General features: G+C 73.9%; 16 protein-coding genes. 11 read left to right on the top strand and 5 right to left on the bottom strand.

The features are described 5' to 3' along the window. Window positions 1-62: 62 nt before the first annotated feature. A complete protein-coding gene (locus ACLJPY_RS46435; protein WP_410597393.1) occupies window positions 63-2,939 on the bottom strand; it encodes a glycoside hydrolase family 9 protein in 2,877 nt (958 codons plus the stop codon). 249 nt (window positions 2,940-3,188) lie between these two features. On the opposite strand from ACLJPY_RS46435, the gene ACLJPY_RS46440 reads away from it, so the two are divergent. Both ACLJPY_RS46440 and ACLJPY_RS46445 read left to right on the top strand, forming a co-directional pair. After that, complete coding sequence (locus ACLJPY_RS46440; RefSeq protein ID WP_410597394.1) at window positions 3,189-4,817, top strand: glycoside hydrolase family 27 protein; 1,629 nt, start codon at window positions 3,189-3,191, stop codon at window positions 4,815-4,817. 135 nt (window positions 4,818-4,952) lie between these two features. Continuing rightward, a complete protein-coding gene (locus tag ACLJPY_RS46445) occupies window positions 4,953-5,180 on the top strand; it encodes a hypothetical protein (protein WP_410597395.1) in 228 nt (75 codons plus the stop codon). A 254-nt stretch (window positions 5,181-5,434) separates the two neighbouring features. Here ACLJPY_RS46445 and ACLJPY_RS46450 read toward each other — a convergent pair whose 3' ends face one another. The 4 genes from ACLJPY_RS46450 to ACLJPY_RS46465 all read right to left on the bottom strand — a co-directional run bounded on the left by ACLJPY_RS46450 (window position 5,435) and on the right by ACLJPY_RS46465 (window position 7,410). Further along, entirely contained in the window at window positions 5,435-5,788 is a 354-nt protein-coding gene (locus ACLJPY_RS46450) for a hypothetical protein (RefSeq protein WP_410597396.1), read from the bottom strand. Between the two features lie 411 nt (window positions 5,789-6,199). Next, window positions 6,200-6,493, bottom strand: coding sequence for an ANTAR domain-containing protein (locus tag ACLJPY_RS46455; protein ID WP_410597397.1), 294 nt, complete (start codon window positions 6,491-6,493; stop codon window positions 6,200-6,202). Window positions 6,494-6,579: 86 nt separating this feature from the next. Then, the gene (locus tag ACLJPY_RS46460; RefSeq protein ID WP_410597398.1) at window positions 6,580-6,930 is read right to left on the bottom strand and encodes a hypothetical protein; all 351 of its coding nucleotides are present in this window, start codon (window positions 6,928-6,930) and stop codon (window positions 6,580-6,582) included. A gap of 105 nt (window positions 6,931-7,035) precedes the next feature. Further along, a complete protein-coding gene (locus tag ACLJPY_RS46465) occupies window positions 7,036-7,410 on the bottom strand; it encodes a hypothetical protein (protein WP_410597399.1) in 375 nt (124 codons plus the stop codon). 422 nt (window positions 7,411-7,832) lie between these two features. Between ACLJPY_RS46465 and ACLJPY_RS46470 the strand changes: the two genes are divergently transcribed. The 9 genes from ACLJPY_RS46470 (at window position 7,833) to ACLJPY_RS46510 (ending at window position 18,148) form a co-directional block, all read left to right on the top strand. After that, on the top strand, window positions 7,833-8,669 hold the full coding sequence (locus ACLJPY_RS46470; RefSeq protein ID WP_410597400.1) for a hypothetical protein: 837 nt from the start codon (window positions 7,833-7,835) through the stop codon (window positions 8,667-8,669). Then, entirely contained in the window at window positions 8,666-9,631 is a 966-nt protein-coding gene (locus ACLJPY_RS46475) for a polysaccharide deacetylase family protein (protein ID WP_410597401.1), read from the top strand. The genes ACLJPY_RS46470 and ACLJPY_RS46475 overlap by 4 nt, the downstream gene beginning before the upstream one ends. A 2-nt stretch (window positions 9,632-9,633) precedes the next feature. Continuing rightward, window positions 9,634-10,866 carry an O-antigen ligase family protein gene (locus tag ACLJPY_RS46480; RefSeq protein WP_410597402.1) on the top strand — a complete coding sequence of 411 codons (1,233 nt, stop codon included), beginning with the start codon at window positions 9,634-9,636 and terminating at the stop codon, window positions 10,864-10,866. Beyond that, window positions 10,841-11,884: a glycosyltransferase gene (locus ACLJPY_RS46485; RefSeq protein WP_410597403.1), complete on the top strand. Its 1,044-nt coding sequence runs from the start codon at window positions 10,841-10,843 to the stop codon at window positions 11,882-11,884. The genes ACLJPY_RS46480 and ACLJPY_RS46485 overlap by 26 nt, the downstream gene beginning before the upstream one ends. After that, a complete protein-coding gene (locus tag ACLJPY_RS46490; RefSeq protein ID WP_410597404.1) occupies window positions 11,881-12,750 on the top strand; it encodes a hypothetical protein in 870 nt (289 codons plus the stop codon). The genes ACLJPY_RS46485 and ACLJPY_RS46490 overlap by 4 nt, the downstream gene beginning before the upstream one ends. Before the next feature lie 268 nt (window positions 12,751-13,018). Then, window positions 13,019-14,305 (top strand): glycosyltransferase 87 family protein, encoded by a 1,287-nt coding sequence (locus ACLJPY_RS46495; protein WP_410597405.1) that lies wholly within the window; start codon window positions 13,019-13,021, stop codon window positions 14,303-14,305. Next, window positions 14,302-15,726, top strand: a complete 1,425-nt coding sequence (locus ACLJPY_RS46500) for an oligosaccharide flippase family protein (RefSeq protein ID WP_410597406.1) — start codon at window positions 14,302-14,304, stop codon at window positions 15,724-15,726. The genes ACLJPY_RS46495 and ACLJPY_RS46500 overlap by 4 nt, the downstream gene beginning before the upstream one ends. Then, the gene (locus ACLJPY_RS46505) at window positions 15,723-16,832 is read left to right on the top strand and encodes a glycosyltransferase (RefSeq protein ID WP_410597407.1); all 1,110 of its coding nucleotides are present in this window, start codon (window positions 15,723-15,725) and stop codon (window positions 16,830-16,832) included. The genes ACLJPY_RS46500 and ACLJPY_RS46505 overlap by 4 nt, the downstream gene beginning before the upstream one ends. Before the next feature lie 176 nt (window positions 16,833-17,008). Further along, the gene (locus ACLJPY_RS46510) at window positions 17,009-18,148 is read left to right on the top strand and encodes a glycosyltransferase family 4 protein (RefSeq protein ID WP_410597408.1); all 1,140 of its coding nucleotides are present in this window, start codon (window positions 17,009-17,011) and stop codon (window positions 18,146-18,148) included. Window positions 18,149-18,443 lie beyond the last annotated feature (295 nt).

Raw genomic sequence — 18,443 nt, forward strand, 5'->3', positions numbered from 1 at the left:
GAGGCGCGTCTGCCCACACGTGAAACGCTAGCGGACGGACCGGGAGTTCGCCGATCGGAGCGTCAGCCGCAGGTCTTCCCGTTCACCGCGAAGGCCGCCGGGGGCTGGTTGCTGCCCGTGTAGCTGCCGTTGAACCCGATCGACACCGACTTGCCCGGCCCCACCGCGGCGTTCCAGGGCATGGCCGTGGCCGTGACGTCCGCGCCGGACTGGGCCCAGGTCGCCGACCAGCCCTGGGTCACCTTCTGGGTGCCCGGGAAGGCGAACTTCAGCGTCCACGTCGGCCACGCCGCCGTGCCCGTGTTGGTGAGCGTGACGGCGGCCGTGAAGCCGCCGGACCACGAGTTCGCCGTGTACGTCACCGTGCAGCCGCCGCCCGAGGCGTCCGGCAGCGTCGTGAACTGCGTCGACGACGAGTCCGGCCCGGTGAGGCCGGCGCCGTTGCGGGCCACCACGACCAGGGTGTACGCGGTCGACGGCGCCAGGCCGGTCAGGGTCGCGCTCGTCCCGGTGACCGTGGCGAGCACCTTGCGGGCCGTGCCGGTCACGCTGACGACGTCGTAGTTCTTGATCCCGCTCTCCGCGTCCGAAGACGCCGCCCAGGTCACCGTCGCCCCGGTGGCGGACACCGCGGACACGGCCGGCTTGCCCGCCGCGGCCGGGGCGGTCGTGTCCACCGCCGACGGCGACTTCTCGGCCGTCCAGTTCGCCAGCCAGGCCAGCGCCGAGTTCCAGTTGATCGCGACCTCGTTCACCGAGTACGCCTGGATGTCGTCGACGTAGCAGCGCTGGGGTGCGCAGCCGGCGAGCAGCCGGGCCGCGGTCGGGTCCTGCAGGCCGCTGTTCGGCCCGCCGGACAGCGCCCCGGGCGGCGCGGTCGGCAGCGACGGGTCCAGCTCGTGCGCCCAGAACCGGTGGTGCACGTTCTGCACCGCCTGGTCGCCGTGGCCGGAGACGTAGGAGTAGTTCGCCGGGTTGCGGCCCAGCAGGTAGTCCACGGCCTGGAACGCGCCGTCGCGGTACTTGTCCTGCTTGGTGAAGTCGTACGCGAGGGCCAGCACGACGCCGTTGTTGGCCACCAGGCCGTTGGAGCCCCACTCGTACGTGCCGTCGGCCGTGCGGTACGGCGCGGGGTAGCCCATGCCCGCCATCTGGGCCAGGTGGCTGTCGGCGGTCGTGGTGACGGCCGTCTTGATGGCCGCGACGTCCGCCGCCGGCAGGTCGGTGGGCACCAGGGCGAGCGTGATGTCGCCGAGCGCGCCCGTCGAGCCCCAGTCGAAGCCGTGGGTGTTGAAGCTGACGCCGCGGTAGAGCGACGAGCCGGTGACGTCGGCGCGGTAGGCGGCCTGGCCCGTGGTCGCGAAGAGCTCGGCGGCCGCCCAGTAGAACTCGTCGGTCACGGTGTTGTCGCTGTAGGTCCCGCCGCCGGTGCCGTCATTCGGGTCGGCGAGCACGTTCGGGTTGGCCTTCGCCGCGGCGTAGGCCTTCTCGGCCGCCGCGAGCAGCTTCGCCGAGTACGCCGGGTCGATGGTCTTCCACAGCCGGGACGCCTGCGCGGCGACCGCGGCCATGTTCAGCGTGGCCGCCGTGCTCGGCGGGGAGAGCCGGCGCGGCTGGCTGTCCTGGTCGGGCCGGGTGGGCAGGGCGGTCCACGCCGCGTCGTGGATCTTGTGGTGCACCATGCCCGCGTTCGGCTTGCCGTCGGGGACCTGCATGGAGAGCAGGAAGTCGACCTCCCAGCGGGCTTCGTCGAGGATGTCGGGGACGCCGTTGTTCTGCTCCGGGATGGCGAGCTTGCCGTCACCGAGCGCGCTCGCGTCACCGAACTTCAGCGCGCGCTCGTACTCGTCGAGCAGCTCCCAGGTCGCGATGCCGCCGTTGACGACGTACTTGCCGTGGTCGCCGGCGTCGTACCAGCCGCCGCGCACGTCGAGGGTGTACCCGCAGTTCAGGTCCGACCGGCACGGAACGTTGTTGTCGCCCTGGTTCGGGGCGACGTTCACGTGTCCCGCGGGACGCGCGTAGTTCGCGCCGACGTACCGGGCGTCGATCGCGATGCCGCTGCGCTGGTGGTAGAAGAACGCCAGCGCGTCGTAGCGCAGCTTCTTCAGCCCGTCCGCGGAGATGTCGAAGGGGAAGCTGGTGTCCGAACCGACGGCCAGCGTGTAGCCGGTGCCCGCGGTGTCGTAGGCGGAGAAGTCGATGTCGTGGACGCTCTCGCCGGACGCGGCGTCCGCGCCGCGGGGGCGGGTCTGGCCGGTGGCCACCGCGGTGCCGGCCGAGTTGCGCAGCGTCCACGGCACCGGAGACGCCGAGCTGTTGATCACCGTGGCGTGCTTGGGCAGGCCGGGGGTGTAACTTTCCTGGTTCACCCGGATGCCGCTCGTCGGCGGCAGGCCGCCGGGCGGGATCACGCCGCCGACCAGCGAAATGTTGTCCAAGCAGACGGTGTTGTTCGCGGCTTGGCCACCGAACCAGAAGGCCAGCTGGCCGTTGCCGGCGGCCGGGAAGTCCAAAGTGGACGTGAAGGTCACGGTGAAGTGCTGCGTCGCCGGGGTGACCGCCAGGTCGGTCCGGGAGATCTGGCGGTAGGGCGAGACGGCCTCGCCCGCGACGGCCGAGATCGGCTGCGCGGTCGTCGCGTGCGCGTCGAACTGCAGCGTGTACTGCTGCCCCGCCTCGAACGGGACGCCGTTCTGGCCGACCAGCGCGTCGTAGCCGTTGGCCGTGCCGCCGGTGACGTCGGTGCAGAACTCACCGCCGGTGACGCGCCCGGTCGTCCCGGCCCCAGCCCACCAGGGGTCGGTGGTGCCGCCGGCGAAGGTGCCGTTGAGCAACCGCTCGTAGTCCGCGGCGGCGGCGGGCACGGAACCCGCCGTCAACCCGAGCGCCGTCACCGCCAGCAACGCCAGTCCAGCCCGGAATCTCCTTGCCCGCATTCGCCATCTCCTCGTCGTCGAGCCCGGCGGAAGTGGGAGCGCTCCCAGACAGGGGACTGTAATCATCCGTGCACGCGTTTGGCAATGCTGCGCCGATGGAGGGTGGACGCGGTACCGGCGGTCCTCTATACATACCTGGGCCACCGGATCAGCAAGGCGAAAATTTCGAAAGTTCCGCGAAAGTCCGCGCGACCGAAAGTGTTAGCGCTAACTTCCGGTCCGCCCGTCCCCGTCCGGAAAGGGGCAACGATGCCCGCTCGAACCCGCTCACGGGTCCTGCACCTGTTTTCCGCGGCGGCCGCCGCGCTCTCGCTGTCCGCCGCGGTGCCGCCGGCCGCCGTCGCCGCGCCCGGGAGCCCGGCGGTGACCCCGCCGCTGGGCTGGAACAGCTGGAACAGCTTCGGCTGCAACGTCTCCGAGTCGACCATCCACCAGGCCGCCGACGCGCTCGTCTCCTCCGGCATGCGCGACGCGGGCTACCAGTACGTGGTCGTCGACGACTGCTGGTTCGACCCGCAGCGCGACACCCAGGGCAACCTGCGCGGCAACGCTTCGAAGTTCCCCAGCGGCATGGCGGCCCTCGGTGACTACATCCACGCCCGCGGCCTGAAGTTCGGCATCTACCAGGTCCCCACCGACCGCACGTGCGCCCAGCGCACCGGCACCTACCCGGGCTCGACCGGCAGCCAGGGCCACGAGACGCAGGACGCCCGCACCTTCGCGTCCTGGGGCGTGGACTACCTCAAGTACGACTGGTGCTCCCCCGCCGGCACCCGCGACGAGCAGGTGACGCGGTTCGGCCTGATGCGCGACGCCCTGCGCGCCACCGGCCGTCCCATCGTCTACAGCACCAACCCCAACAGCTACCACGCCATCACCGGCGACAAGTACGACTGGGGCCAGGTCGCCGACCTCTGGCGCACCACCGAAGACCTGCTCGACATCTGGCAGAACGGCAACACCAACAGCTACCCGATGGGCGTCGGCAACGTCCTCGACGTCACCGCCCCGCTCGCCGCCCAGGCCGGTCCCGGGCACTGGAACGACCCGGACATGCTGGTCGTCGGGCGCCCGGGCCTGTCGCTGACCGAATCCCGCGCGCACTTCGCGCTCTGGGCCCTGCTGGCCGCGCCGCTGATGGCGGGCAACGACGTCCGCAGCATGTCCGCCGACATCAGCGCGGTCCTGCGCAACCCCCGGCTGCTGGCGATCGACCAGGACCGCCTGGGCGCGGGCGGGCGCCGGGTCCGCGACGACGGCGACGTCGAGGTCTTCGCCAAGCCGCTGGCCGACGGCTCGGTCGCGGTCGGGCTGCTCAACCGCGGCGGCGGCACCACGACGATCAGCACCACGGCGGCGCAGATCGGCCTGTCCGGGACGTCGTTCACCCTGACCGACGTGTGGACCGGCGGCACGTCGGCGAGCAGCGGAACGATCAGCGCGAGCGTGCCCGCCCACGGCGTCGCGGCCTACCGCGTCTCCGGCGGCACCCCGCTGGCCGCGACGACCTCCCGGCTGCGCGATGCGGGATCCGGCCGCTGCCTCGACGTCGACAACGCCTCGACGACGTCCGGCGCGGGCACGTTGGTCTGGGACTGCCAGACGGCCGCGAACCAGCTCTGGACCACCTGGCCCAACGGCGAAATCCGCGTCTTCGGCGACAAGTGCCTCGACGGCACGACCAGCGGCGCGCGCGTGACGAGCCGCTCGTGCACGGGGCAGAGCAACCAGAAGTGGACCCTGGGCACGGACGGCACGGTCCGCAACGTCCACTCGGGACTGTGCTTGGACGTCGAAGGCGCCGCGACGGCCAACGGGACGCACGCCATCCTGTGGAGCTGCAACGGCCAGCCCAACCAGAGGTGGACCCGGGTCTGACCCGGCGAGAGGGCCGGCGCCGCACGGGTGCCGGCCTATCTCACCTGACCGAGGGACACGGGACCGGTAACGCCGGCGGTAACAGAGCGATAACGAGAGGACGGACCGCACGCCCGACCGCAGGAGAAGCTTCCCTTGGAAACCCAGTGCCGAGGCCCCATCGACGTCACCCGGGTCGCCGGGTTCGACACCGGCACCGCCGATCCCGATGACCTCCGCCGCGCCGTTGCGGCGTCGCCCGGTTACGCGCGGGCCGGCCGTGCGCAGCAGGCCGCGCTGCTCGACATCGTGCTGCGGGTCGGCACCACGCCCGCTCCGCGGCCCGGACGCCGGGTACTCGGGCGGCTGCTGCGCCGCCGCTGACACGGCAAAAGCCGCGACCGAAGGTTCGGTCGCGGCTTTCGTCTGCGCCGGGTGGGACCGGCTCACCGGCCTTGCGCGGGGACCGGTCCCACCCGTGCCGGCGGCTGCGCTGGATCGCTGCGTGCCCGGAACGGGGAACCGGAGTGTGCAGCTCGCTCCCCGTTCCGGGCACGCGGCACGAACTCACGCGCGGCGCCGGGGTCCGCGCCTCGGCCGGCTTCCGCACACACAACGGGCAGCCGCGGCGCGGGGACTCAGTGACCCTGGCTCGTGCCACCGTCGGCGAGGCCGCCGGAGGCGCAGTTGTACGGCGACTCGCCCTCGGCCTCGTGCTCGCCCGGCGAGAGGATCGGCACGCCGATGCCGTTGAGCGAGTCGTGGATCGGCACCTGGACGCCGAGCACGTTGACGTCGTTGCCGCACAGGCCGAGCGTGGCGTTGACGTTGTGCAGGATGTCGGTGTTGTTCAGGTTGAGCAGGCCGACCTGACCGGTGTGGCCACCGTGGTGGTCCCCCCAGCCGTCCAGCGTGCCGGCGGACGCGACGCCACCCGCCAGGAAAGCGCCGGCCGCCATGGCCACGGTGACGAAACCAACCTTCTTGAGCATTTGTTCTCCTCGATGAGTGCGGTGCATCGGACAGGACGGCGGCGAGGTGTGTGTTCTTCCGTCCCGCGTGAGGGAAACGTACTGACAGAATGGGAAGGTTTCCACTTCACGACACCATCGGGTGCACATGCGGGCCGCTGACCGGGCTCACATTGACCCGATCGGGTCGGTGAGGTTCAGCACGCCGGAAACGCTTTCGCCGAAATCGACGCATTCGCACACTCGTTCATGCCACAACCACCCGAAGAACCGCGACGGAAACCGCGTCGACGCCGTAGGATCGAAACCACGGAACGCGTTCCCCTCGACCCCGGGAACGCCGTATCCGGCTGGTGAACCGGCGGGGTGTGACCCCCTCAGCCGAGCCCGCAGCCGGGCGACGCACGACCTCGCCGGTTCACCAGCCACTCTTCACGCCGGACGACCCAGCACGTGGCGGCACAACACCGCGCGGACAGCGCGCTCGGCGTCCTCGTCGGACAGTCCCGGCTCGGCCTCGCTGCCCGCGGCCACGACGACCGCGGCCACGTCACGGAGCTTGACGTTGCTCAGCTGCGACACGGTGATGAGCAGGCCGAACGCGTCGGCGGCGGTGCAGCCGCGCAGGAGCATCACCATGCCCTTGGCCTGTTCGATCACCGGCTGGGACGACAGCGCCTCGCGCAGCTGCGCGTTTTCGACCGCCGGGTCGACGTCACCGGCCACGGTCGTGCTCCCATCCTTTCCCCACCCAGCGCGAAAAGCCGCCGCGCGGAAAACTGCATCCGCGCGACGGCTTCCCACCGGGTCGATCAGTGGCCCTGGGCAGTCCCGCCGTCGGCGATGCTGCCGCTCGCGCAGTTGGACGGCGACTCGCCCTCGGCCTCGTGCGCGCCCGGCGACATGATCGGGACGTCGACGCCGTTCAGGGTGTCGTACACCGGGACCTGCACCCCGAGCACGTTGACGGGGATTTCGCAAACGCCACCGACCACGTTCGCGTTGTGCAGCGCGTCGATGCTCTGCAGGTTGACCAGGCCGTACTGCTCGCTCTGGTCACCCGGGTGGCCCGAGACGGTGACGGTGGTCGCCGAGGCCGAGCCGCCGAACGCGGCCAGCCCCGCGGCCAGCGCGGTCGCGACGAATCCGAACTGCTTGATCACGGGAAAGAACTCCTCAACTGCCCGCCCCGTCCGGGGCGGCACTTCACGGCGCAAACCGGTGCTGCGCCATTCCGGAAACCATTCTTGTTCCGCCGGAGCGGAAAGTCACTCGCCCTGGCTGGTGCCGCCGTCGGCGAGCCCGCTGGAGGCGCAGTTGTACGGCGACTCGCCCTCGGCCGAGCTCGCTCCCGGCGACAGGACCGGCACGCCGAGCCCGTTCAGCACGTCGTGCAGCGGCACCTGGACGCCGAGCACGTTGACGTCGTTGTTGCAGAAGCCGACCGTCGCGTTGACGTTGTGGAGCACGTCGGTGTTGTCCAGGTTCACCAGGCCGACCTGACCGGTCGAGTCGTAGTCGTAGCCGTAGTCGCCGTGGTGGCGGTGGTGCTCGTCACCCGGCGTCCCGGCGGACGCGATGCCGCCGGTGACGAACGCGCCGGCGGCCATGGCCACGGCGACGAAACCGATTTTCTTCAGCATGGATTCTCCCTCGATGAGACAATTGCCGCGACGGCATTCAAGGCAATGTTCCGCCCCGGCAGGAAACGTCTTGGTGGGAAAAACGTACTGATGGGCCGCCGACCCTTCCACCCGATTCACCGATCGTGTGAGGCCCACAGGCCGCTGACCGGGCTTTGGATAGCCCGAACGGGTGGCTCGCGCGGGCGGCGGCGGCTTTCGCCGGAAGGCGTCTCCGCGCACCGACACAGTCTTATCACGCAACGTGGTCCGCCGGCCAGAATCCGCCACCGCATCACGCCTTGGTGTGGCTCCGGCTTCGCCAATCGGTCTCGGAGCGTGACGAATTCCCGAATCGCATCCTTCGAAAGTGAAGTCACTTCCGCGTTCCTACGCTTTGCCGGGTCACCCGGGTTCGCGGTGCGGCACGTGAGGAGTGGTTCGTGGTGGATTACGCGGTGCTCGTGGCGTCCGCGGTGCTCTACGCGGTGGGGATCGTCGCGCAGAGCGTCGCCGCGCGGCGGGCCGGCAACCGGCCGGGCGCGGGACTGGGCCTGCTGGCCCGGCTCGCCGCCGACCGGCTGTACCTGCTGGGTTTCGCCGGCCAGGCGGGCGGGTTCGCGCTCGCGTTCTTCGCACGCGCTTCCCTGCCCCTGTACCTGGTCCAGACCGCCTCTTCGTCGGCCATCGGGCTGGCGACGGCGTTCGGGGTCGTCGTCCTCGGCTGGCGGATCCGCCCCGCGGAGGTGATGACGCTGGTGCTGCTGGCTTCCGGGCTCGTCGTGCTGGCCGGGTCTTCGTCGGCTTCGGTCGCCACGGACCTCCCGTTCGCGGGGGTCGCCGCCCTGGCGGCCGTGGTGCTCGGGATCGGGCTGGCCATGGTCCCCGCGGGCCGGGCGGGGACGTTCCTGCCCGCCGCCGTCCTGTCCGGGGTCGCGTTCGCCGTCGTGGCGGTCGCCAGCCGGACGCTCGCGCACCTCGATCTCGCTGCTCTGCCAGGAAATCCGCTGACCTGGCTGATGCTCGCGGCCGCGGTGCTCGGGCAGGCTTCGATGGCGGCCGCGCTGCAGCGCGGGGCGGCGGCCGCGGTCGTGGCCACCGCCGACGCGACCACCATCGTGCTCTCGTCGGTCACCGGGATCGCCGTCCTCGGCGACCACGTCGTCGCCGGGCACGGGCCGTGGGTCGCCGCCGGGCTCGCCGTGGTCGTGTGCGGCGTGCTGCTGCTCGGCGTGCAGTCGCGCACCGGCACCGCCGCCCTCGCCGGGGAAGCCGCGTGACCCCACGGCCGCTCGCGAGCGTCTCGGTCGACCTCGACAACCTGTGGGCCTACCTCAAGACCCACGGCGATCCCGCGTGGCGCGACCGGCCCAGTTTCCTGCCGTCCGCGGTCCCGCGGCTGCTGGAGATCCTCGGCGAACAGGGCCTGACGACGACGGTCTTCGTCGTGGGCGCCGACGTCGTCCGCGAAGACGGCGCCAAAGCCGTCGCCGAGATCGCCGCGGCCGGGCACGAGGTGGGCAACCACTCCTTCGGCCACGAACCCTGGCTGCACCGCTACTCCCGCGACCGCCTCGAAGACGAGCTGAGCCGGACCGAAGACGCGATCACCGCCGCGGGCGCACCCCGCCCGAGCGGGTTCCGCGGCCCCGGCTACAGCGTCACGCGCGACCTGATCGAGCTGCTGGCCGAACGCGGTTACGCCTACGACGCCAGCACGCTGCCGACGTGGATCGGCCCGCTGGCCCGCGCGTACCACAACCGCACGGCGAAGGCCGCGGAGGAAGGCCAAGACGAGCTGTTCGGCGGGGTGTCCCGGGTGCTGGCGCCGGTGCACGCCTACCGCTGGCAGACGTGCGTCGGCCGCGAGCTGACCGAGCTCCCGGTGACGACGATGCCGCTGCTGCGCACGCCGATCCACGGCTCGTACCTCCTGCAGCTGCACGAAATCTCGCCCCGGCTGGCCCGCGGGTACTTCCGGACGGCGCTGCGGCTGTGCCGCGCCCGCGGGGTCTCCCCTTCGCTGCTGCTGCACCCGACCGACGTCCTCGGCGCCGCCGACGCGCCCGGGATGGAGTTCTTCCCCGGCATGGCGGCGCCGGGCGGACGGAAGGCGGCGTGGCTCGGCTGGGTGCTTTCCGCGCTGCGGGAGCACTTCGACGTCGTCGGCACCGGGGAGCACGTCCGCCGGACGGCCGTGCGGCGCACCCGGCCCGTGACCAGACTGGACACGGGGAGATGACCATGGTCACGGTCGTCCGGCCGTCCCGGCGTGAATCCCGGGAAACGGCCGTGCTGCAGGTCCTCGCGTGCGCGACCGTCGGGCTGGCGCCGGTCGAGGGCTACCTGACGGCCGTGCAGAGCCAGCTCGGCAAGGTCGCGCCCGCGCTGCTCACCGTCGTCTGGCTCGCCGTGCGCGTCCGCCGCCGTCAGCTGCCCCGGCCGACGCCGCTGCACGCGGTCCTCGCGCTGCTCGCCGTCGTGCTGGCCGCGACGGCGGCCGTGCACGCGGCCGGCGAGTTCACCGCCGAGTACACCGTGCGGTGGCTGCCGTTCCTCGTGGTCACCGCGGCGCTGGCGGACGTGGCGAGCCGTGAGGTCCCCATCAGCCGGCTGCTGCTGGCGGCGGCCGCGGGCGCCACCGTCGCCGGCGCGGGCGCCCTCTACAGCCTGGTCGCCGAGGGCGAAGCCCGCGCGAGCGGCCCGCAGCCGGACCCGAACGACCTCGCCTACTTCCTCGTCGCGGCGGTGCCCCTGCTCGCGGCGGTGCACCGCCGGGGCCGGGGGCCGGTGCTGACGGCCGCGGGCATCGTCCTGGTGGCCGGCGCGACGGCGACGTTTTCCCGCGGCGGCGCGCTCGGCCTGGGCGCGGCGGTCGGCTGGCTGCTGCTGCGCCGGGTGCTGCCGTGGCGGGTGGTCGCGGCCGGGGCCGCGGCGGTCGCCGCGCTGGGCCTGGGCGCGCTGCTGTTCGCCGGCCCGCAGCTGGACCGGGCCCTGCAGGAGAAGAGCTACATCGCGGCGTCCAATGTGGACACACGCGAGCTGCGCTGGCAGGCGGCGGCCCGGATGCTGACCGCGCACCCGCTGCTCGGAGTGGGTCCCGGCAGCTTCCGCGAGCACTACGCCGCCGAGTCCCACGACGCCGAGGTCGACGAGCAGACGCCGGTGGCGCACAACATGTACCTCGAGGTCGCCGCGGAGCTGGGCCTGCCGGGGTTCGCGCTGTTCGCCGGGGTGGCCGGCGTGGCCGCGGTGGCGAGCGAGCGGACGATCCGGTTCGCCGGCGCCGGGCCGGCCCGGACCGAGGCCGTCGCCATCCAGGCGGCGCTGCTCGCCGTCCTCGTCACGTCGACCTTCCTGTCCGAGCAGTACTACCTGCCGTTGTGGTCGCTGGCCGCGCTCGCCGTCGCGGCCGAAGCCCGGGTTCGCCGAGAAGGAGAGGGGAGCGCCGATGCGGGTGCTGCACGTCATCAGTGAAATGGGGGCCGGCGGGGCGGAGACGCTCGTGGCCGGCATGGCCGCCCGCGGCGGCGAGTACGGCTGGGTGTCCGGCGTCGCCAGCGGCGGGGGTTTCCGCGCCGACGCGCTCGCCGCGGACGGCACGCCGACGTTCCCCGTGCCGCTCGCCCGCCGCAGCAAGGCGGGCGTGCTGAAGGCCGCCTGGGCGACCCGCCGGGCGATCGCGCGGTTCCGGCCCGACGTGGTGCTGGCCCACAACGTCGGCGCGAGCCTGGTGACGCGGCTCGCCGGACGGCGGCCGGTCACCGTCTTCCACGGCGTCGCCGACGAGGACTACCCCGCCGCGGCCCGGATCCTGCGCCGCACGTCGGCCCGGGTCGTCGCGGTGTCGACGGCCACGGCGGACCGCCTGGCGGCAGCGGGGCCGGCGCGGCCGGTGGTGATCCCCAACGCCGTGTTCCCCCGGACGCCGGTGTTCGGCCGCGCCGAGATCCGCGCGTCCCTCGGCGTCCCGGAGCGGACGCCGGTGGCGCTCTGCCTGGCCCGGCTCGAACCGCAGAAGCGGCACGACGTGCTGCTGGACGCCTGGGCCGCCGTCGGCGGCGACGCCGTGCTGTGGCTGGCCGGCGACGGCAGCCTGCGCGCGGACCTCGAGCGCCGCGCGCAGGCGCTGGGCCGCCGGGTGGAGTTCCTCGGCACCCGGGCGGACGTGCCGGACCTGCTCGCCGCGGCCGACGTCACGGTGCTCACCAGCGACTGGGAGGGCCTGCCGCTGGCGGTCCTGGAGTCGATGGCGGCCGGACGGCCGGTGGTCGCGACGGGCGTCGGCGGGATCGGCGAGGTGCTGGCCGGCGGCGGCGGGATCGTGGTGCCGCCCGCGGACCCGGCCGCGACGGCCGCGGCGCTGAACACGCTGCTGTTCGACCCCGCGGCGCGGGAAACCGTGGCCGCCGAGGGGATCCGGGCCATCGAACGCGACTACGACCCGCACCCGCTCATGAAGTCCTACGACGAACTCCTCCGAGGTGCCCGATGAACTACCGCGCTGCCGTGTCGAGCACCGCCGTGTCGAGCGCCGCCGTGGCGCTGCTGGCGGGGGCGCTCGTCCTGATCGTCGGCTTGACGCGGGGCGAGGAGTACCAGGGCCGGGTGAGCCTGCTCGCCGGCCCCGCCGCGGCGGACGGTGCCCCGTACGGCGAGGTCGTCTCGCTGGCCCTGCCGGCGCTGGTGGAGCTGGCCCGCAGCCCGTCGGTGCTGCAGGCGGCGGCCCCGGTTTCCGGGTACGCGCCCGACGAGCTGGCCGGCCAGGTGTCGGTCGAGCTGGTCCCGGCATCGGGCCTCGCGCGGCTGTCGGTGCGCGCGCCCTCGGCGGAGCGCGCCGGCGCGACGGCGAAGGCACTGGCCAAGGCGATGATCGACGCGGACCTGCTGGCCCCGGCGGGGAAACTGCGGACGCTGGATCCGCGGCCGGAGATCATCCCGGTGGCCCCGGACGTCCCCCTGGTGACCGGGCTGGCCCTGGTCGGCGCGGTCGCGGCGGGACTGGCAACGGCGGCCCTGCGCCGCCTCACCCCGGGCGGCGGCGGCCCGGGCCCGGTCCGCCGCGCACTGGCCGCGGCGGGGGTCCACCGCCCGGTGGCGGTGCTCCACGAGGAAGACCCGGCGGCCGCGGACCGCCTGGCGGTGCTGTGCCGCGCGGCGGGCAGACCGGTGCGCGTGCTGCCGGTCCAGCCGGACCTGACCGAGACGGCGGCCAAGCTGGCGGCCGGCCTGCCGGAGGAGAGCGGAGAGGGCGCCTCGGTGGTGGCGGTGACCCCGGCGGGACGGCACCACCCGGACTTGACGGCGGCGGTGGCGGTGCTGCCGGCGGACGCGGTGCTGGTGGCGGTGGTGCTGGCATGAGCTCCGCACAGCAGAGCACCAGCGGCGCCTCCCGCCCCCTTCACGGCGGTGGTACCGGTATGGCCGCGCAAGAGAATGCAGCCCACCGGCCCGACCACCCCAACCCAGCCACCCCGCTTCGCGGCGGCGGTACCGGCACAGCCGCGCAAGAAAATGCCGCGGCCCACCACCCAAACCCAGCCACCCCCAGCGGTAGCCACACCCCCATAGTCCCGCGAAACACCGCCCCAGCCCGGCGTTCCAGCCTCCCCACGGCGGTGGTGCCCGCATGACCGCGCAAAACACCGCCGCCACCCGACGGCCCGCCCTCCTCGGCGGCACCCGCCTGTCCCCCAAGCAGCGGCTCGTCCTCCTCCTCGCCACCCTCGCCGGCGGGCTGAGCGCCTGGCACGCCCTCGCCCCCTCCTGGCAGGTTCCGCTGCCGTCCCCCGCCGTCCTCGGCGAGGAGCGGTTGCAGGACTTCCGGGATGCCCTCTACTTCCCCATCCGCGAATTCCTCCACGGCGGCAACCCCTACGACCCCGCCGCGATGTTCGCGCACTGGCCCGTGCGCCAGGACTTCAACCTCTACCAGCCCTACCACCTCCTGCTGCACGCCCCGTTCGCGCTCCCGGGCTACCGGGTCGGCGCGGTCGCGTTCAGCCTCTTCTCGCTGCTGCTGCTCGTCGCGCTCGCCGCGCTGACCGCCCACGCCGTGCGGCGGTACGTCGCCGTGCCGTTCTCGGTCACCACCGCCGTCGTCTCCGCGCTGCTGCTCACCAGCCAGGTCGGGAAGGCGCAGCTCTACGTCGGCCAGGTCAACCCGCTCGTCGCCCTCGGCGCGGCCGGCGCCCTGCTCGCCCGGCGCGACCGGCCCGGGTGGGCCGCGGTGGCCCTCGCGCTCGCCTGGCTCAAGCCCCAGTACGGCTTCCCGCTGGCCGTCCTGCTCTTCGCCCGCGGCTCGCGACGGGTCGCCCTCGTCGGCACCGCGATCGCCGCGACCGCGAGCCTGCCCGTCGTCGTCCTGCTCGTCGTGCGCGGGGGCGGGGTCGGGCCGTTCCTCGACGTCGTCGTCGCGAACCTCACCCACGCCCGCGCCACCGACTACGGCGCGGTCGATTCCCCCACCGCGCAACGCATCGACGTCGCCGCCGTGCTCTTCCGCGTCACCGGCTGGGTGCCCGCCGGCATCGAACTCGTGGTGCTGGCCGTCGTGCTCGTGACGAGCGCGCTGCTCGCCCGGCGCGTCCCGGCGCCGCTCGCCGACCTCCTGACCTGCCTGGCCGTGGTGGTCTGCGTGGTGCACCAGCCCGGTGACGTCCTGATCGCCGTTCCGTCGATGGCCGCGGTGGCAGCGTCGTGGTGGCGGCACCGGGCCGAGCCCGGCTGGGGCGCCGCCGGGCTGGCCGTCCTGGCCCTCGCCGTTCCGTTCGCCCATCTGTACACAGTGGACGCCGCGGTGGCGGCCACCCTCGGTGCGCGGGCGGCCGTCACGCTGGACGGCGTCGCGGTCGTCGCCGCCTGGGGGCTCGCGGTGTTCGCCGCCGTCCGCCCGATCCGGGTGCGGACGGCGTGACCGCCGCGCTCGGGAGCCGCGCGGTCCGCGGCTCGCTGTGGCTGGGCGTGGTCAACCTCGTCAGCAAGAGCAGCCAGATGCTGGTCACCCTGGTGCTGGCCGCACTGCTTACCGAGGGACAGCTCGGCGCCGTGGCGCTCGCGGTGGCGCTGGTGAACCTCGGCCAGGTGGTCCAGTCGATCGGGGTCTACGACGTCATCGGCCGCACCGAACGCGACCCGCGCCGGACGGCGGGCACGGTGCTGACGCTGAGCGTCGGCGCCGGGCTCGTCCTGGCCGCCGCCACGGTGGCCGCCGCCGGGCCGCTCACGGCGGTGCTCGGCACGCCGGACGCCGCCGGGCTGGTCCGGCTGGCCGCGCTCGGTCTGCCGTTCTCGGCCGCCGGCGGCGTGCAGATGGGCCTGATGCACCGCGAGCTCGACTTCCGGCGGCGGCTGCTGCCCGACGGCGGCAGCGCGGTGCTGGGTGCCGTGCTGACCGTCGCGCTCGCCGCGTGCGGGGCCGGGCCGGTGTCGCTGGTGCTCGGCCTGCTGGCCACGGCGGTGTCGCAGCCGCTGCTCGGCGCGCTGGCCCGCGGCGGGGTCCGGCCGTGCTGGGACACCGCGGCGGCGCGCGAGGTGCTCGGCTGGGTGGCCGTGGTGGGGCCCGCCGCGGTCGTCGGCGCGCTGCTGGTGAACCTCGACTACTTCGCGGTCGGGCACGTGCTCGGGCCGGACGCGGTGGGCGTCTACTCGCTGGCGTACCGGCTCGCCTGGGTCCCGTACATCATGGTGGCGGTCGTGCTCGGCGCCGTCGCCTTCCCGGTGTTCACGCGGCTGCGGCGCGAAGGGGCGCCGCTCGGCGGGGCGGTCACGCGGTTCACCCGCGCGGTGCTCGTGGTGACCGGCGGCCTGTACCTGGCGCTCGCCGTCCTCGCCGAGCACGTCGTGCTGCTGGGCGCGCGGTGGGCGGGCGCGGCCGGCCCGCTGGTGCTGCTGTCCGGCTACGGACTGGGCATCTGCCTGCTGCAGATCTGGTACCAGGCGGTGAAGGCGACCGGGCACGTCCGGCGGTACCTGGCGCTGGAGACGACGCACCTGGTGCTGCTCGCGGCGGCGCTGGTGCTGCTGACCCACGCCGGAATCGGGGCCGTCGCGGCCGGCCAGCTCGCCGCCGCGTGGCTGGTCGTGCCGCTCACCTGGCGGGTGCTGGCCGGGCTCGGCGTGGCGCCGTCGGCGGCGGAGCTGGCCGGGATGTTCGCCCGCGTCGCGCTCGCCTGCGTGGCGGCCGCGGTGCCCGCAGTCGCGTTCGGACAGTGGGCCGGGACCACGTTGCCGGGCGTCGTGGCCCAAGCCGCGGTGCTCGTCGCCGGGTACGCCGGGGCGACGCTGCTGCTGCAGCGGACCGCGCTGGCCGAGTTGCGCCGGGGAGGCCTCCGGTGAGGGTCGTGCACGTCTCGCAGCCCGTGACCGCCGGGGTCGCCGTCGTCGTGCTGGAACTCGCGGTGGCGCAACGCGACCGCGGCTGGTCGGTGACGATCGCCTGCCCGCCGGCGGGCTGGCTCGCCGAACGCGCCCGGGAGGCCGGGATCGAGGTGCGGGGCTGGACCGCGCGCCGGGCGCCGGGGCCCGGCTCGATGGCCGAAGCGCTGCGGCTGCGGCGGCTGCTGGCCGGCCTCGCCCCGGACGTCGTGCACCTCCACAGCTCCAAGGCGGGCCTGGCCGGGCGGCTGGCCGTGCGCGGCGGCCGGCCGACGGTCTTCCAGCCGCACCTGTGGTCCTTCGAGACGGCGAGCGGACCGCTGCGGCGCGCGTCCGCCGCGTGGGAGCGCTTCGCGTCGCGGTGGACCGACCTCGTCGTGTGCGTGAGCGACGACGAACTCGCGGCCGGCCGGTCGGCCGGGGTGACGGCCGAGGCAGAGGTGGTCTGCAACGGCGTCGACACCACGCGGTTCGTCCCCGGCGACCGCACCGCGGCCCGGCGCCGGCTCGGGCTGCCCCGGCACGCGCCGATCGCCGTCTGCCTGGGCCGGCTGGCCGAGCTCAAGGGCCAGGACCAGCTGCTGTCGGCGTGGCCACAGGTGTTGCGGCGGCGGGCGGACGCCCAGCTGGTGTTCGCCGGCGACGGGCCCATGGGTCCGGTGTGGCGCGAGCGGCACCCGGTGGCGGGACACGCGTCGGTCCACTGGGCGGGCCACACCGACGAGCCGGCGGCCTGGTACACCGCCGCGGACGTCGTGGTCCTGCCCTCCCGCGCCGAAGGAATGGCGCTGGTGCCGCTGGAGGCGATGGCGTGCGCGCGCCCGGTGGTCGCGTTCGACGTCGGCGGGATGCGCCAGAGCGTCGCGGACGCGGGCGCGGTGCTGCCGCCGGGTGAGGTCGGCCTGCTCGCCGAAGCCGTGGCGGCGCGGCTGGCCGACCCGGGCCTGGCCCGGCGCGAAGGCGAACGGGGTCGCCGCCGCGTGGAGCTGTCCTTCGACCGGGAGCGGATGACGGACCAGATCGCCGCGCTCGTCGACAAGCTCACGCCGTCGGAGCACCTCTCGTGAGTCGCACCCTGGAGCCACTCTCGTGACCCGCATCGCCTACCTGCTCACCCAAGACCGCGGTGGCCCGCCGTGACCCGCATGCCGTGCCCGCCCAACGCCGCGCGGCAACCGGCGGCCCCCAGCCCGGCCCGCCGCGAACTCGACCACCCCACCCCCACCCCGCCGGAGCCGCTCTCGTGACCCGCATCGCCTACCTGCTCACCCAAGACCGCGGTGGCCCGGTCGACGTCACCGTCCGCCTGGCCGCCACCCTCGCCGCCGATGGACACGACGTGCGCGTCTTCGGGCCCGTGCCCGCGCGGGGTGCTGCGCTGCTCGACGGCCGGCACGAGGAACTCGCCGTGGCCGACAAGGAAGACCTCGCGGCGGCGGGCCGGGCGCGGGCGGCCTTGCGCGCGTGGCGGCCCGACGTCGTGCACGCGCAGGACCGGCGCGCGGGGCTGGTGATCGCCGGCCTGCGGTTCGCTCGGGGCCCGCGGCCCGCACTGGTCCAGACCTACCACGGTGTGCCCGACGACGTCGCGGAACCGTGGTTCCGGGGCGAGCGCGGGGCGGCCGGGCCGTCGGGTTACACGCGGACGGTGCTGGCCGCGGACGCCGCCGTCGCCCGTGTCCTGGACCGCACGGTGGTGCCGGCCGAGGCGATGGGGACGTTCCTGCGCCGCCGGTTGCGGGTGCCCGCCGGGCGGTTGGCGCACATCGACAACTGCGTCGCCGCCGCCGAACCGTCGCCGCCGCGCGGGCCGGTGCGGCACCTCGTCTTCGCCGGGCTGCTGGTGGAACGCAAGGGCGTCCTCGACCTGCTGGCGGCGTTGGCGCTCCCGGGCGTGCTGCCACCGGACGCGCGGCTGACGGTGATCGGCGACGGCCCGCAGCGGGCGGAGGCGGAACGGGCCGCGCAGCAGCCGCCATTGGCGGGGCGCGTGACGTTCCTCGGGTTCCGGCCCGACGTGCCCGCGCTGCTGGCCGGCGCCGACGCGCTCGTCCTGCCGTCCACAATGGAACAGCAGCCGCTGGTGGTGGCCGAGGCGATGGCGGCGGGCAAGCCGGTCCTGGCCACGGCCACCGGCGGCGTCCCGGCGATGCTCGACGTCCCGGCGTTGCTCGATGTCCCGGTGTTGCTCCCCCCACCGGGTAACATCCCGGCCCTCGCCGACGGCCTCCGCGCCCTCTTCGCCGAACCCGACCCGGCCCGCCTGGGCCGCCTCCTCGCCGAACGCGCCCACGCCCGCTACCGCCCGGAGGCCTGCGCCCGCCGTCACCTGGAGTTGTACGACCAGCTGACGACATCGTGCCGACCCGCCAGTCACGCGTGATGCCCCTCCAATCACGCGAGATGCCCCTCGGATCACGAGAGAAGCCCCTCGGATCACGGGAGACGCCCTCCCGTCACCGGCTCCGCGTGCTCAAAGCCGGAACTCGCGTGATCGGGGACGTATCTCGCGTGACTGGCGGCGGGACTCGCGTGATTGGGGACGGAACTCGTGGAGTTGCCCCGGTGAGGCGGACACGGGTTTTTCAGGCAGCCAGGGCCTGACGGTAGCTGGTTCGGGCTTCGGCTGGGGTGTGGTGGCCGACCGTTGAGTGCAGCCGGTTGTGGTTGTAGTAGCG

Source organism: Amycolatopsis sp. lyj-23, from assembly GCF_046549135.1.
In the GTDB taxonomy this organism is placed as follows: domain Bacteria; phylum Actinomycetota; class Actinomycetes; order Mycobacteriales; family Pseudonocardiaceae; genus Amycolatopsis.

Excerpts from the sequence above, each read along its gene's own strand:
- ACLJPY_RS46435 (WP_410597393.1), bottom strand. The coding sequence starts at position 2,939 with ATGCGGGCAAGGAGATTCCGGGCTGGACTGGCGTTGCTGGCGGTGACG.
- ACLJPY_RS46440 (WP_410597394.1), top strand. The coding sequence starts at position 3,189 with ATGCCCGCTCGAACCCGCTCACGGGTCCTGCACCTGTTTTCCGCGGCG.
- ACLJPY_RS46450 (WP_410597396.1), bottom strand. The coding sequence starts at position 5,788 with ATGCTCAAGAAGGTTGGTTTCGTCACCGTGGCCATGGCGGCCGGCGCT.
- ACLJPY_RS46465 (WP_410597399.1), bottom strand. The coding sequence starts at position 7,410 with ATGCTGAAGAAAATCGGTTTCGTCGCCGTGGCCATGGCCGCCGGCGCG.
- ACLJPY_RS46480 (WP_410597402.1), top strand. The coding sequence starts at position 9,634 with ATGGTCACGGTCGTCCGGCCGTCCCGGCGTGAATCCCGGGAAACGGCC.
- ACLJPY_RS46485 (WP_410597403.1), top strand. The coding sequence starts at position 10,841 with ATGCGGGTGCTGCACGTCATCAGTGAAATGGGGGCCGGCGGGGCGGAG.
- ACLJPY_RS46490 (WP_410597404.1), top strand. The coding sequence starts at position 11,881 with ATGAACTACCGCGCTGCCGTGTCGAGCACCGCCGTGTCGAGCGCCGCC.
- ACLJPY_RS46495 (WP_410597405.1), top strand. The coding sequence starts at position 13,019 with ATGACCGCGCAAAACACCGCCGCCACCCGACGGCCCGCCCTCCTCGGC.